15 protein-coding genes are annotated in these 13947 nt (G+C 39.7%); 9 read left to right on the plus strand and 6 right to left on the minus strand.

What is annotated here, in order from left to right:
• Window positions 1-76 precede the first annotated feature (76 nt).
• Window positions 77-493 carry an ABZJ_00895 family protein gene (locus FTU02_RS05300; protein ID WP_180156180.1) on the plus strand — a complete coding sequence of 139 codons (417 nt, stop codon included), beginning with the start codon at window positions 77-79 and terminating at the stop codon, window positions 491-493.
• Between the two features lie 80 nt (window positions 494-573).
• Here FTU02_RS05300 and FTU02_RS05305 read toward each other — a convergent pair whose 3' ends face one another.
• A complete protein-coding gene (locus FTU02_RS05305; protein WP_078191372.1) occupies window positions 574-1098 on the minus strand; it encodes a YecA family protein in 525 nt (174 codons plus the stop codon).
• Window positions 1099-1165: 67 nt separating this feature from the next.
• Window positions 1166-1375, minus strand: coding sequence for a PA3496 family putative envelope integrity protein (locus FTU02_RS05310; RefSeq protein ID WP_078191373.1), 210 nt, complete (start codon window positions 1373-1375; stop codon window positions 1166-1168).
• A 399-nt stretch (window positions 1376-1774) separates the two neighbouring features.
• Between FTU02_RS05310 and rpoD the strand changes: the two genes are divergently transcribed.
• The 6 genes from rpoD (at window position 1775) to FTU02_RS05340 (ending at window position 8341) form a co-directional block, all read left to right on the plus strand.
• The gene (gene rpoD, locus FTU02_RS05315; RefSeq protein WP_180156182.1) at window positions 1775-3664 is read left to right on the plus strand and encodes an RNA polymerase sigma factor RpoD; all 1890 of its coding nucleotides are present in this window, start codon (window positions 1775-1777) and stop codon (window positions 3662-3664) included.
• Between the two features lie 127 nt (window positions 3665-3791).
• Window positions 3792-4079 carry a YbeD family protein gene (locus tag FTU02_RS05320; RefSeq protein WP_078192402.1) on the plus strand — a complete coding sequence of 96 codons (288 nt, stop codon included), beginning with the start codon at window positions 3792-3794 and terminating at the stop codon, window positions 4077-4079.
• A gap of 142 nt (window positions 4080-4221) precedes the next feature.
• Window positions 4222-4881 (plus strand): lipoyl(octanoyl) transferase LipB, encoded by a 660-nt coding sequence (gene lipB, locus FTU02_RS05325; protein WP_180023222.1) that lies wholly within the window; start codon window positions 4222-4224, stop codon window positions 4879-4881.
• Between the two features lie 75 nt (window positions 4882-4956).
• Window positions 4957-5490, plus strand: a complete 534-nt coding sequence (locus FTU02_RS05330; protein WP_180011534.1) for a hypothetical protein — start codon at window positions 4957-4959, stop codon at window positions 5488-5490.
• Between the two features lie 3 nt (window positions 5491-5493).
• Window positions 5494-6678, plus strand: a complete 1185-nt coding sequence (locus FTU02_RS05335; RefSeq protein WP_180156184.1) for an iron-containing alcohol dehydrogenase — start codon at window positions 5494-5496, stop codon at window positions 6676-6678.
• Between the two features lie 265 nt (window positions 6679-6943).
• A complete protein-coding gene (locus FTU02_RS05340; RefSeq protein WP_111885298.1) occupies window positions 6944-8341 on the plus strand; it encodes an APC family permease in 1398 nt (465 codons plus the stop codon).
• 64 nt (window positions 8342-8405) lie between these two features.
• On the opposite strand, the gene FTU02_RS05345 is transcribed toward FTU02_RS05340, so the two are convergent.
• The 3 genes from FTU02_RS05345 to FTU02_RS05355 all read right to left on the minus strand — a co-directional run bounded on the left by FTU02_RS05345 (window position 8406) and on the right by FTU02_RS05355 (window position 11097).
• Window positions 8406-9044: a hypothetical protein gene (locus tag FTU02_RS05345; RefSeq protein WP_078192196.1), complete on the minus strand. Its 639-nt coding sequence runs from the start codon at window positions 9042-9044 to the stop codon at window positions 8406-8408.
• Window positions 9022-9834, minus strand: a complete 813-nt coding sequence (locus FTU02_RS05350) for a DUF6502 family protein (RefSeq protein ID WP_180156186.1) — start codon at window positions 9832-9834, stop codon at window positions 9022-9024. Before FTU02_RS05350 ends, FTU02_RS05345 begins: the two co-directional genes overlap by 23 nt.
• Before the next feature lie 66 nt (window positions 9835-9900).
• Window positions 9901-11097 carry a cupin-like domain-containing protein gene (locus tag FTU02_RS05355; protein ID WP_180156188.1) on the minus strand — a complete coding sequence of 399 codons (1197 nt, stop codon included), beginning with the start codon at window positions 11095-11097 and terminating at the stop codon, window positions 9901-9903.
• A gap of 151 nt (window positions 11098-11248) precedes the next feature.
• Between FTU02_RS05355 and FTU02_RS05360 the strand changes: the two genes are divergently transcribed.
• Both FTU02_RS05360 and FTU02_RS05365 read left to right on the plus strand, forming a co-directional pair.
• Window positions 11249-11644, plus strand: coding sequence for a hypothetical protein (locus FTU02_RS05360; protein WP_078192198.1), 396 nt, complete (start codon window positions 11249-11251; stop codon window positions 11642-11644).
• A gap of 70 nt (window positions 11645-11714) precedes the next feature.
• Window positions 11715-13292 (plus strand): PT dipeptide repeat lipoprotein, encoded by a 1578-nt coding sequence (locus FTU02_RS05365; RefSeq protein ID WP_180156190.1) that lies wholly within the window; start codon window positions 11715-11717, stop codon window positions 13290-13292.
• Between the two features lie 112 nt (window positions 13293-13404).
• Here FTU02_RS05365 and FTU02_RS05370 read toward each other — a convergent pair whose 3' ends face one another.
• On the minus strand, window positions 13405-13905 hold the full coding sequence (locus FTU02_RS05370) for a hypothetical protein (RefSeq protein ID WP_218956165.1): 501 nt from the start codon (window positions 13903-13905) through the stop codon (window positions 13405-13407).
• Window positions 13906-13947: the final 42 nt, after the last annotated feature.

The raw sequence follows: 13947 nt of genomic DNA on the forward strand, positions 1-13947 counted from the left end.
AAAGTTAAAATTCAGTGAAGACACTTCAGGTAAGTTATACTCGCACTTTATATAATGAAAACATGAACATTAAATAATGAAAAAATACATCATCACATTTAGCATTGCTTATGCCCTTGCCATGGTTGCTGTCGCAGCCATCGAATCTTTCTTTGATTTACCCGGTGGTTCATCCATTACCTGTCTCATCGTGGGCGGTTTTGCTGCGGCATCCAGCTTTGTTAAAGACCATCAGCGAGTGCCAAATAAGTTAGAAAAGCGAACTTTGATTTGGAGCTGTATTTTAGCTTCGGTTCTCATCAGTGTCATTGCTACAGTCATTTGTCTCTTGATCTTCCCTGAAACCCAAGCCTTTATTCAAATGGCGCTAACGCAATTACCCGCTTGGGTCTGGCTGCTTGCTATCAGCTTTACCTTATTCATCCATTACCTCATGTTGGCTTTATCTTTTGGATGGATGGCAAAGAGCTTCTTAAAAGCCAAACGTAGTTAAGCATTTAGACTAACTTTGAATTGAAAAGGTATAGCGCTAAAAAAAGCACCCCAAGGTGCTTTTTTTAAATTTCGTCGAAATTAATTTGGTGTGTGATACATCAAATATAATTCGTTCAAATTGGTTGGGATTTCTTCTGCAAGTTCATCCATCAACTGACCATTGCGACGGAAAGATTCCATTTGTGGATCTTCTTCATCAATGCCGCTGAACACCATGATTGGCAAAGTTAAATCAACCAATTGTTCTTCAAACTCGTCGGTGAACCATGCATCTTCGTTTAGGAACATAGCATCCACAAAGCCAACACTCCAGTCACCAAGACTTGATTCAACATCGGCTTCTTCAATTTCAAATGGAAATTCAATACCATCTTCATTGGCAAGATTCTGACGAATCGATTCGAGCCATGCTTTTACTTGTGCAATAATTTCAGCAGGTACTTTTTTCTGATTGTTATCAAAAAGTTCGTCTAGCCATTTATCAAAAGCTGGGCCTACTGCAATTGCACATAAAAAACCATGAGTCGCTGCAAAATCTAGACCATGCTCGTTGTCATCGCCGTCTAGATAGTCACTCAAAAGGTCTAAATCTAAAGCACTCATTTCAAATCCAGAGTTAGAAACTTAATGCGTAAGCATAGCATTTTCAAGCGCTATGCTAAATCGCTATTTAGTCTTCTTCGTCATCAAAATCATCGTCATCGTCGATGTCGTAATCAAAATCTTTAAGCTCACGTTCAAGACGGCGCTGAGCCAGAAGGTCATCAATAAGTCGGCGCTTTTCTAACGATTCTTTCGCGCTAGTTTTTGCACTGGCCTCATCGAAATTCACATCATCATCACCGTAGTTATCATCTAGTTCAAAATCTGTAGAAGACACCAAAACTACCTCATAATGAAAAAAATTGAAGGGGTCTAGCCGCTATTTATATGGGATATAAAATATTGTCAAGTTTTATTTGTTTTTTTAACAACTAAACTTTAAAAATAGGTCTTTTTTTCTTACCAAAACCTGTGGCATGATATAATCCACCCTGCGTCCTTCATTTTTATGACAGTCAAAGATGACTCGTAAAATAATCGATGCATGGGATGAACTTGAAAACAACAATTTCAGCCCCACCTAAATTACTGAATTTAAATTTTTAATATCTCATTGGACAGCTTGATGCTGTACCGTCCAAATGGGATAAGCCAGCTATTAACAAGATTTAATGAGACGATCGTGCTAAAATGCACGGTTTTTTACTGCCACAGATTCAACGAAGAGTAAGCAAAGATGAGCGATATGACTTCCCCTACTTCTCAAGTAGCGGCTCTGATTAGCCGAGGCAAAGAGCAAGGTTACCTAACTTTCGCCGAGGTTAACGATCATCTCCCGGACTCAATCACTGAAAGTGAACAGATTGAAGACATCATTCAGATGTTGAATGACGTGGGTATTCCGGTACATGATCGTGCACCAGAAACTGACGATACAATGTTTGAAGGTGGCAGCGAAGCGACTGACGAAGTTGCTGAAGAAGAAGCCGCTGCTGTACTTGCATCTGTTGAAAATGAACCCGGTCGTACCACTGACCCTGTGCGTATGTATATGCGCGAAATGGGTACAGTTGAGCTTTTGACACGTGAAGGCGAAATTAGCATTGCAAAACGCATCGAAGAAGGTATTCGTGATGTTTTACATTCTATTGCTTATTGGCCAAATGCAGTCGAAGTTGTATTGCAAGAATATAAAGATTATGAAGCGGGTGAACGCCGTTTAGCTGATATTCTTTCTGGTTATTTAGATCCAGAATCTGACGAAGCCATCCCTGAAGTGATCGACGAAGATGATTCTGAGATCGATGAAGATGAAGCGTCAACCAGCAAGCCAACTAAAGATGTCAAACTTGATGATGACGATGAAGAAGAAGAGTCTGAAGGTGATGATGATTCTGAAGGCGAATCTGGTCCAGATCCTGAAATTGCTAAAGCACGTTTCACTGAGCTTGAACAAGCATGGTTAGTGACTAAAGCTGCAATTGAAAAACATGGTCGTAACAGTAAAGAAGCTGCTGCTGCACTTGAAGCACTTGCAACTGTGTTCATGATGTTCAAATTCACACCACGTTTATTCGACATCATCTCTGATTTGATTCGTAATACCCATGACCAAATCCGTACTTCTGAACGTGAAGTTATGCGCTATGCAGTACGTCGTGGTCGTATGGACCGTACTCAATTCCGTACGTCATTCCCAGGCCAAGAATCTAACTTTGCTTGGTTAGATGAACAAATTGCTAAAGCACCTGCAGAAATGAAAGGCTATCTTGAAAAAGTCCGCCCTGACGTTCTTGCATTTCAACAAAAAATCGCTGACATCGAGAAAGAACTTGGTTTAGATGTTAAAGGCATCAAAGACATTTCTAAACGTATGTCGATTGGTGAAGCGAAAGCTCGCCGTGCGAAAAAGGAAATGGTTGAAGCCAACTTACGTTTGGTAATTTCGATTGCGAAAAAATACACCAACCGTGGTTTGCAATTCCTCGACTTGATCCAAGAAGGTAACATCGGCTTGATGAAAGCGGTGGATAAATTCGAATATCGTCGTGGTTATAAGTTCTCTACTTATGCAACTTGGTGGATTCGTCAGGCAATTACCCGTTCGATCGCCGATCAAGCACGTACCATTCGTATTCCTGTACACATGATCGAAACGATTAACAAGATCAACCGTGTATCTCGTCAACTTCTTCAAGAAATGGGTCGTGAACCGACACCAGAAGAATTAGGTGAACGTTTAGAAATGGACGAAGTGAAAGTTCGTAAAGTGCTTAAAATTGCGAAAGAACCAATTTCAATGGAAACACCAATTGGTGATGATGAAGATTCGCATCTTGGTGACTTCATTGAAGACGGTAATATCACCTCTCCTATTGACGCTGCAACGTCAGAAGGCTTAAAAGAAGCAACACGTGAAGTTCTTGAAAACTTGACTGAACGTGAAGCGAAAGTCTTGAAAATGCGATTCGGTATCGATATGCCAACCGACCATACCTTGGAAGAAGTGGGTAAACAGTTTGACGTAACACGTGAACGTATTCGTCAGATTGAAGCAAAAGCTTTACGTAAATTACGTCATCCTTCTCGTTCTGAACACTTACGTTCTTTCCTTGAGAATGACTAATCTATCTATAGGATAATGCAGGCTTGAATATGGGGGGTTCTCCCCCATAATATGAGCATGTAGCAAAACAATACAAAATACCTGCTCATTGCAGGTATTTTTACTAATGAGGTGTCCCATGACTGATATGACTAATCGCGCTCCTTCACGTGAATTGCAAGAGCATCTTTGGGTGTTCCCGATGGATTATCCAATTAAACTGATTGGTCTTGCAGGCGCGGAACTCCGTCAGGCAGTAAATGATATTTTCGTTAAACATTTTCCTGAATTTGACGGCAGTGAAATGACTGTAACGCCTTCACGTACAGGTAAATACCATTCAGTAACAGCAAATCTTCGTTTTGAAGAGCTTGAACAAGTTCACGCAGTTTATGCAGACCTTGCAGCTTGTCCATTAATTAAGACAGCACTGTAAGTACTGAAAAACACGCTTTCGAGCGTGTTTTTTTATGTGAAAATAGAGCATTAAATTACAACTCAAACCGTTCAACGCCCCCATTATTCTGCCAATTCATTATAATAAAACTCTATGTTTGACCATAAAGGACGCAACACGCGTGACTGAAACTGTTCAAAAACCCGAATTAATCATTCGTCAATATAACCACCTTACCCCTTATGCAGACCGCTTTTTAGAGATGAAAACTCTCACTGAACAGCGAGATGAATACTCACCCGATGAGCTGTGGATATTGCAACATCCCGATGTATTAACTCAGGGGCAAGCTGGCAAACCTGAACATATTTTGGTGCAAAGTAACATCCCTGTGGTACAAACAGACCGTGGTGGACAAGTCACTTGGCATGGACCGGGTCAGTTGGTCGCTTATTTCATGTTTGACTTAAATCGCTTAGGTTGGAACGTGCGTACGCTGGTTTCCTATGCAGAAAACTTGATGATCGAACTGCTGAAAAAGTACGGCATCGACGCTTATGCCAAGCCTGATGCACCCGGTGTTTATGTTGCAGAACGCAAAATTGGTTCTCTCGGTTTTAAAATTCGTAAAGGCCGCAGTTATCACGGTTTGGCACTGAATATCGATTGTGATCTATTTGGTTTTCATACTATTAATCCATGTGGCTATGCTGGATTAGAAATGGTTCGTATACAAGATTTGGTGCAAGATTACCCTAAATTTGAAAACTTATGCGTCGATATCATTGATACTTTGAAAAACAGTGGTTACTTTAAAGACGTAACAGTCAAACAACTATAAAAGACTTTGCTTTCTCAAATAAAATAATTTAGAGTAAAAGCTCTAAATTAATAATTATAGATAAGGGATGTACACGTGATTGCAACTAAATCCGTTAAACCCGCGCTCCAGCAGGCCTATGTCAAACTCATGATGGATGTGATTGGCAGAGGTCTGGTCATGGCGAGCCAGGTCGATGAAGAAATTAAACAAGAAGTTGCTAAATTTCCAGTTAATTTTATTTTATCTATGAATGTTTTTCCTAATGGTGCTGCATTTGTCGCGCAAGTCACGGAAGACCATCAACTCAAACTCCTCACACCCGGCACTCAAAAGCCTGACTTAACCATTACGTTTAAGCATTTGAATCATGCCTTTTTGGTCTTCTCATTTCAAGAAAGTACCGCACAAGCCTTTGCCAATGACCGCATGATCGCTGATGGTGATTTGTCTTATGCCATCCGACTGGTGCGTTGTCTCAACAAAATGGAAGCGTTAATTTTACCTAAATTGGTGGCTGAATTGGCTGTCAAAGAATATCCAACACATTTAAGCCTAAAAGAAAAACTGAGCGGTGCTGCAAATATTTATTTAAAAGTAGCCCAGTCTTATTTAAAACGGAGCGCATAACACATGGCTAAACCATATTACGAATTTTTCTGTCCTGTAAAAGTGATTGCTGGCCATGCTGCTTTAGAACACATCCCATTCGAACTGTCTACTTTGGGTGCTAAACGCCCCATGATCATTACCGACAAAGGTGTTCGCAGTAATCAATTACTTGCACCGATTGAAGCGGCATTTGAAAGTACCGAGACAGTAATTGGCTATATTTTTGATGATGTTCCGCCAGACTCAAGTCTAGAAACCGTACGTAAAGCGGCTCAACTTTACCGCGACAACCAATGTGATGCCATTATTGCCGTCGGTGGCGGTTCAGTGATTGATACCTCTAAAGCAACCAACATCTTGGTATCTGAAGGTGGTGATGACTTACTGAAATACTCAGGTGCGCACAACTTACCAAAACCTTTAAAACCATTTTTTGTGATTCCAACAACCTCAGGGACAGGTTCAGAAGTGACTATGGTCGCTGTGGTTTCTGACCCTGAAAAGAATGTAAAAATGGCCTTTGCATCGAATTATTTGATGCCACATGCGGCAATTCTTGACCCACGTATGACGCAAACTTTGCCATCTCATCTTACGGCTATGACAGCGATGGATGCGATGACGCATGCCATTGAAGCCTATACATGCATGGCGGCGAACCCGATTTCAGATGCCTATGCAACTGCCGCAATCAAGAAAATCAGCAATAGCTTATTTGGTGTATTAGATAATACCAGCGATGCACATGGACGCTTAGAACTTGCACAAGCCTCTACGATGGCAGGAATTGCTTTTTCAAACTCAATGGTTGGATTGGTGCATTCATTAGGCCATGCGCTAGGTGCAGTCGCTCACCTGCCCCACGGCTTATGCATGAACTTATTCTTGCCGTATGTCTTGGAATACAACAAAGAAGTGAATGGCGATAAGATTGCTGAATTGCTATTACCACTGGCTGGTCCTGATATTTATGCACAAACACCGGCCAACCTCCGCGCTGAAAAAGCCATTTCAACGCTTTTAATCATGCGTGACCGCTTGTTTAGTTTGACCAAATTACCACGTACTTTGAGTGAAACAGGTAATGTGACTGAAGCTCAATTAGATGAAGTGGCAGAGAAAGCACTGAATGATGGATCTATTATTTATAATCCTAAAGAAGCCAGCTTAGAAGACCTCAAAACTATTCTAAAAAAAGCTTGGTAATTGCTGAAAAATAAGCGAATATAGCGAAAAATTAAGCCTGATGTTTTTTTAAACATCGGGCTTTTCACTTGCAGAACGCAATATCAGTTATTTTTTAATCAAACTGGCATAATTTCTGCTAAAAATAATTTCAAAGTTACTGACAAAATGTACCAATTTGGAGTAGATTGGCGCACTTTTGTTTTAAAACGTAGGGGGGATCGTTCGTCTCAAACGATCCTTAGAACATGACTGATCCTTGATCAACGATAAGAGGATAACGCCGTTGACAAATATCTCTGGGACTCAATCGGCAGCTAAACTGCAAAAAACGCTTGGACTCTGGCACATTATTATTATTGGTTTGGCTTACATCCAACCAATGACTCTATTTGATACTTTTGGTTTAGTATCTGAAGAAAGTCATAGACACGTGCCGACTTCTTACATTATTGCCCTTATTGCAATTCTGTTTACCTCGATTAGTTATGGTCATATGATCCGTCGCTACCCTTCTTCGGGTTCTGCGTATACCTATGCCCAAAAATCTATTCACCCGAACGTAGGTTTCATGGTGGGTTGGTCTTCTTGGTTAGATTACCTGCTGTCTCCAATGGTGAATATTATTCTTGCAGTGATTTACCTTGAAGCACTATTTCCAACAGTAAACCACTGGGTATGGGTCATTGTGCTAACAGCATTCATGACTGGAATTAACTTACGCGGCGCGCGTTTTGTTGCTAACTTCAACAGCCTAATTGTACTTGTGCAGTTATTAGTAATTGGTATTTTCACGTGGATGGTCTACAGCAAGCTTCAAATGGGCTTCAATGCTGATGGCCCGATTTCTGCGGCAGAACGCTATCAATTATGGAGCCTTGAGCCATTTTGGAATGAGCTGACGTCTGTGGGTGCGCTGATTACAGGTGCAACATTACTGTGCTTCTCGTTCACTGGTTTTGACTCATTAAGTTCATTGGCAGAAGAAACCAAAGATACTGAGAAAACACTGCCGAAAGCGATTTTCTTAACTGCTTTAATCGCAGGGATTATCTTCATTATTAGTACCTACTTCATGCAGCTGTTCTTCCCTGCTGAGCCGGGTAACTATTTCAAGAATATTGCTGAAACACAGCCAGAGATACTCTTGCTCGTCGGCGGCTCACTGTTCCAATCCTATGTGTTAACTTTTGCGATTGTGACAGTAATGGCATCAGGTATTTCTGCACATGCTGGCGTATCACGTCTGATGTATGTAATGGGTCGTGATGGCGTCATTAACAAAAAGATTTTTGGTCATATTAGTCCGAAAAACTTCACACCATCGTACAACATCATGATCGTAGGTGCGGTTGCATTAACTGCGGGCTTTATGAATCTTGATATTGTCATTTCGATGATTAGTTTTGGTGCATTGACAGCCTTTACTTTCGTGAACTTATCTGTGATTTCACGTTATGCACTTCGTGATGGCCGCACAAAAACAGCCAAAGATATTTTTAGCTTCGTGGTTATTCCAATGCTTGGCTTTATCAGTATCTTTGCGATGTGGTTAGAAATTGAAGAAACTGCATTGAAATATGGTTTGTGGTGGGCAATGTTCGGTATTTTATACCTTGGTTATAAAACTAAAGGTTTTAAACACCCTGCACCGCAACATAACGAATTTGATGATAAATTCTAATCAAGTTTATCTCTAAACAAAAAAGGCGCTTAAAGCGCCTTTTTTGTTATTCTAAATATACCAATTAAGGTTGTATGGCTTTTCTAGATTGCTGAAATTGAATTGAAATTTCTTCACACTTGTCTGGTGTATTGCCTTTTAATTCAACCGATGCTCCATCACCGTGTGACCATATACCATCTTCAACAGTCTCTAAATTTACAGCTGCTTCAAATATATGCTGTTGTTGTGGATAGAGTTTGATATCTATAGGTGTATCACATACTTGTTTTGGAAAATATGGTCTAACCTGCTCGAATAATTGCATGGTTAATGGCATATCACATTGCAAATGAATGGTGACTGGTACGCTATTGGTATTTTTTAAGATCAATTGAACATTTTGCGAATTAAGATCCGCTTGGGCAGCAGGTATTTCTACATACGTTTTTGTGTCAATCGACTGACGATCAAATGGATTGAGGAAGGCTAATTTACGTTCCACGCCATAACAAGAATCCTGCACGGAAGCTGAAAACTCTAAATATCGTGTCCCCAAGATAATTGTTCCGCGGCCATCCCCTGCATGACCGATATCAATAATTGGATCACCTGTACCTTCAATTGTAACCCCACCACTTCGAAAAAACTCTATGTCACAACCCGCTAAAACGCTGATCAAGCCACAAAGGGTTAAAGTCTTAAAGTTTAATTTTCGTATCATGTTGATAAACTCCAAAGCGAAATACACGATTTGCTTCAGGATTTCCCTCATCCATTGCGCAACGCTCCGCGGCAAGTTTTAAAAGTTGTAGTGAGTATTTCTGCCAAAGCTCTAAGCTCATTTCATGTAATTTATTAATCGATTCTTCTGTTAATTCGTCAGCACAAATGGCTTGTTCTAAATAAGGTATTTCATCAGGATTCAATAAATTATGCAAACCCGCTTCTAAATGCGCTTGAACATTTCGTGTTAAAATTTTACGTGCTTCTAACTGCGAAGGATCAGGAATAAAACGACGTTGTTGTAAATACACCTGCCCATCTTTTTCAGTGGCAATTTCAAGCCTTATAAGCTCGTTGAGTACTGAACGCGGATGACGTTCTGTTGAAATTCTTTTCACCAGCATTTCAAAGCTATTTTCTGACTCACTGCTAAATGGTAAAGAATCCCCCCAACCTTCTGCTAACCATAAACCAATCACACGTGATGGCACACTAATCGGCTCTGAAACAGTCGCTTCGGTCAAATCCTTACCTTCAGAAATCACTTCTTTATAAGCTGTCACGTCTTTACGGTGTAGGCCTGAAAGTAAACTGATCGCAGAAATCGTGGGTTTTTGATCGATACGCTCCAACTCTTGTACAGCTTGTTGGAAAAAAACCGGTTTCAATGCAGCAGTAAACTCGGTATATCCCACACCTGAGCGAATCAGCCATCGGCTCAGCTCATTCATCAGCACCAATACTTGCTGTAAATTTTGATCTGCCTCATTGGTGAGAAGTTTGCTCATTAAATTGCCATGAAAATTAGACTGCATAAGTGAAATTTTCGCATTATTCTTTCTACTACACAATTTTTATCTGATGAGATCTTGAGGGTATTCAGTAAAAAAATCATTCTTTACATTAAAGTGCGTAAACGACACGCTGATCGATATATCCAAACTTTCAACGCTATGCCACCAGCCAATTGGGATAAATAAGGTTTCTCCTGGATTCAATGTACACTCAATAGGTCTGACCTTTTTCAACGATGGATATTGAGAAAAATTAGCCTTTTTTAAATCTGTAACTTCACTAAATACCCACTGATCGTTATACATATACGGCATTTGCCATGCAGGAATCAAAGTCACTTTTTTACGTCCATAGATTTGTGCCAACATATTATTGGTTAAGTCATAATGCAGTGGTGTAAATGTGCCTGCAGGGCCAAACCATAAAAAATGTCGATTTTTGATCTCTTTTTGACAATAAGCTTTGGCGAAGTCACCTAAATCTTCACTAATCTTTTGCATGAATTGCTTATTTTGAGCGGCGTTATTCGCAGTTAAATAAATGTCATTGCTGTGCTTAGTGGCTTTAATTTGTGCAACAAAATCTTGCATCAAAATAATACGTTTCAATTGTACCGATTTTTTTTCAAAATCTTGATGCTGCTCACGATGCATCTGGACTTCAACCAACTCATTTTCAAAATGCTGTGCAAAATAATCAGGACTCCATTTATGCAGTGCAGGCCAATGTTGTATCCCACCTTTTAAAATGACCGGTCGCATCTGGCTATAATACCGCTCTATAAATGTTTCAAAATCAGGTGTTTCTATGCAATCGATTGTGGATGGAATGTGGTCGTTCAATTGATTCAATTGACCCATCACCTGTAATAGCCAACGCTGTTTATTCTGCTGTTGCTGTACTTGCTTCAGTTTTTTAAAAATTACGTTATTGTTTACACGCTTTAGAAACTGAATGATCAAATGATTTGAAATATTTTTTTGCTTAATTTTTTCTAAAATTTCATCTGTCTCTAAGCCCTCAAGACTGTATTCCAAAAGTTCATTTTGCAGCTGTTCTGAAAGTTGGTCTGCATCAGAAAATAAGTATTGATCCGCCCTTGGGCTTAATCCATGTGATTGTAAAATTAGACTTATTTTCTGTACATCGCAACCATTTTCAATATTTTCATTCAACCAATTTTGCCATTCCGTCGGTAAGGACTGATACCAATTTTTACTTTGCTTTAGATGTTCACTCTGGCTTTCTACATTCATCTTCACCACTCCACCCTCTTTACAAGTGAAGTATAAATGATCTATTTTAAAAATGCTAAATTTTCGCATTTTATAATTATTTAAACACCGCGAATGTTATGAATCCGAAAAACTCATGCGGAATGACATAACAAAGTAAAGGAGAAAGTTCATGAAAATTCGTCATTTAGTCATTGTTAGCAGTCTGTCTTTAGCTTCAATACCGGTATATGCAGGTTTTGCCGATACCATGCGTGATTTAAGAAATACACTGAATCAATTTAATGAAACATCCAAAGAAGTATCGAATACCGCAAAAGAATGGACAGGTAGTCGGGCCACGACTAACTCAAATTATGCTGCAAATGGTTTCAGCATGGGACAGCAACTCAGACCTAAAATTAATAATCTACCGCTTTATCAAACTGCCGATAAATCGAGCCAAGTCATTAATAAACTGTCAAAAAATGCAGATATTATTTTTGCGGGAAACATGACTAAAACAGGTTTGATCGAAGTCACTACAGAACATGGCAATGGCTGGATTGAATCACACCTTGTTCAATAAATCTTGATTTTAAATGTTTATACAACCGCATCAGCCATACATAACAACTTCACTCTATTGAGCACTAGTCATGAATAATAATCACAAAATCAGCATTATTGCTGCTGTATTTACGACATTGGTGGGCTGTGGTGGATCAAGCTCCAATGATGATGGCGCGACACCTACACCTACACCTACACCTACACCTACACCAACGCCAACGCCAACGCCAACGCCAACGCCAACGCCAACGCCAACGCCAACGCCAACAACTGTAGCGGATAAATTCACAGGAGAATGGATTCAAGGGAATTCTGCCCTCGGTAACAATAATTGCGATTTACCACAAATTTCAATTCATAAAACCAGTGAAAACTCAGTCAGTGCAGTGAACGAAGAACTAAAATATACGGTACACAATAGTTCAAGCAAAACCTGCAGCGGTGAATTTATTTCCAAACGCTATCAATTACTTCATGACATGGTTATAAGTGAAATACAGCCGGCTGCAACACTAAATAACTTTGAATATCATGCGATTAAGTTTCAACCAGTCAGAGGTGGCGCGACGAGCAATCGTGTCTTAACTTTTTTAAATAATAATTCTTTCTGTGTGATTAACGCGACGATTTCAAATCCAAGCTATATCATCATGCAACGAGGTCTAATTACCGACCCGCTTAAGGACAGCCGCTGCTATACAAAAAATTCCAATGAATTCTTCACCAATTTAAAACCGAAAACCAAAATCACAACTGCAGATTTTAAGTCTGAGAATTTTATTAATACCACCGACACAGTAAACTTCTTGGCTCAGCTCAATACAATGGGACAAAGCGGTTATAAGTTAATTGGCTATGATTCTAAAACTTTGGACAATGGTAATGTTAATAGCTACATGAAACTTGCCAATGAAAATACGCGTTTCAATCATATTGTGGCAGACCGTACAGCACCCTCTATCGCTGACATATATTTTACATGGCGTAATCAGTTAAATGAAAAAGGTAAATCAGGCTATCAATACCTGCATAGCGTCAGACCGACCAATGCCCTGAATTTCAAAGATTATTTCATTAAAAAAGAAAACGATACCGCGACATATACCTACGACAGCGGCTATGTTTCCCCGCTCGTAGACCCAGTGCAATTGGAAACTATGCTCAATACACTGGGTGCCCAAGGCTGCCGTATTATTCAGTTCAAAAGCTATTTCACAGGTTTACGACCTGAAGTTCTGAACGGCAAACAAAATAGTCCTAAAGTTGCAACCTGTATAAATAGCAGCGCACACCATGGCACTTACAGCTATCGCTATAAAACTTACCCAACCGGCAGCAATAGTGTAGAGCGCAGCTTAAAATTACAGGAGATGATCGATGAACAAGCAAAAGACGGTTACCGCTTAGTCAGCCGTGCTTTAGATATGAGTTCAACCACCAAAAACGGCATGCTGTTTATGAAAGACAGTGAAAACACTAATATCGGTGAGTTTAAAGTCTTTAGTGAAACTGTCTTTGCAACGTCGACATTTAACGACGTCTTACTGAAACGTCTTCAGCAGCAAGGTCAATTGGGTTGGTTATACACCAGTGGTCAACTGCTATTTGCAAATAATCCAAAACATCTACAAACAGAACTGAGTGACTTTAATTTAATTGATTAATTCACGAGGTAATTTGAGCTTTTAAAAGTCCTTGAGCTTTTCCATATCCTTGATGTCTCGGCATCAAGGATATTAATTATTGAGATGGATCAAAAGGGTTTCAGCAAACCACTTATTTTAAGCGGCAGTTAAAACCCATCTTGGTATCTACTATATTTTTTTCATAACCTAAACTTTGAATAAATTGATTTCGATCTGCTACTAGCTGTTGATCAGCAACGCTAAGACGTGCTTTATTTTTTTGAGCCAAGCTGTATGTTTCATTGACTAAGCCTTGATATAGTCCACATACTTCCTGACGCTTTGCTTTTTTCAATTGGCGACCACCATACCATGAACGTTCAAAATCGTCGGCTTTTAGTGTTTTTCCCCATTCCTCAATACGCTGATTTTGTCTTTGCTGCATTTCCAGCATGCCCTGCTGGATTTCAGCCTTAGTAAAAGGCTTGATCACCTCAACCTTCGGTACAACTGGAACATTTTCTGTAGTTGCAGTGACGGTCACTGGTGTCTGTTCTGTTGTGTTCGATACGGTTGGATTAGCCCAACTCATTGATGAAATGAATCCGGTCGCAATCACGACACCAAAAGCTTTTAAATTTATAGATTTCAAGTTTTAAGTACCCGTTTTATTTCTTCACAGTGTTCTTATACA

Source organism: Acinetobacter sp. YH12045 (genome assembly GCF_013419925.1).
In the GTDB taxonomy this organism is placed as follows: domain Bacteria; phylum Pseudomonadota; class Gammaproteobacteria; order Pseudomonadales; family Moraxellaceae; genus Acinetobacter; species Acinetobacter amyesii.

Coding starts and splice junctions, on each gene's coding strand:
- FTU02_RS05300 (WP_180156180.1), top strand. CDS start 77: ATGAAAAAATACATCATCACATTTAGCATTGCTTATGCCCTTGCCATG.
- FTU02_RS05305 (WP_078191372.1), bottom strand. CDS start 1,098: ATGAGTGCTTTAGATTTAGACCTTTTGAGTGACTATCTAGACGGCGAT.
- rpoD (WP_180156182.1), top strand. CDS start 1,775: ATGAGCGATATGACTTCCCCTACTTCTCAAGTAGCGGCTCTGATTAGC.
- FTU02_RS05320 (WP_078192402.1), top strand. CDS start 3,792: ATGACTAATCGCGCTCCTTCACGTGAATTGCAAGAGCATCTTTGGGTG.
- FTU02_RS05335 (WP_180156184.1), top strand. CDS start 5,494: ATGGCTAAACCATATTACGAATTTTTCTGTCCTGTAAAAGTGATTGCT.
- FTU02_RS05345 (WP_078192196.1), bottom strand. CDS start 9,044: ATGATACGAAAATTAAACTTTAAGACTTTAACCCTTTGTGGCTTGATC.
- FTU02_RS05350 (WP_180156186.1), bottom strand. CDS start 9,834: ATGAGCAAACTTCTCACCAATGAGGCAGATCAAAATTTACAGCAAGTA.
- FTU02_RS05355 (WP_180156188.1), bottom strand. CDS start 11,097: ATGAATGTAGAAAGCCAGAGTGAACATCTAAAGCAAAGTAAAAATTGG.
- FTU02_RS05360 (WP_078192198.1), top strand. CDS start 11,249: ATGAAAATTCGTCATTTAGTCATTGTTAGCAGTCTGTCTTTAGCTTCA.
- FTU02_RS05365 (WP_180156190.1), top strand. CDS start 11,715: ATGAATAATAATCACAAAATCAGCATTATTGCTGCTGTATTTACGACA.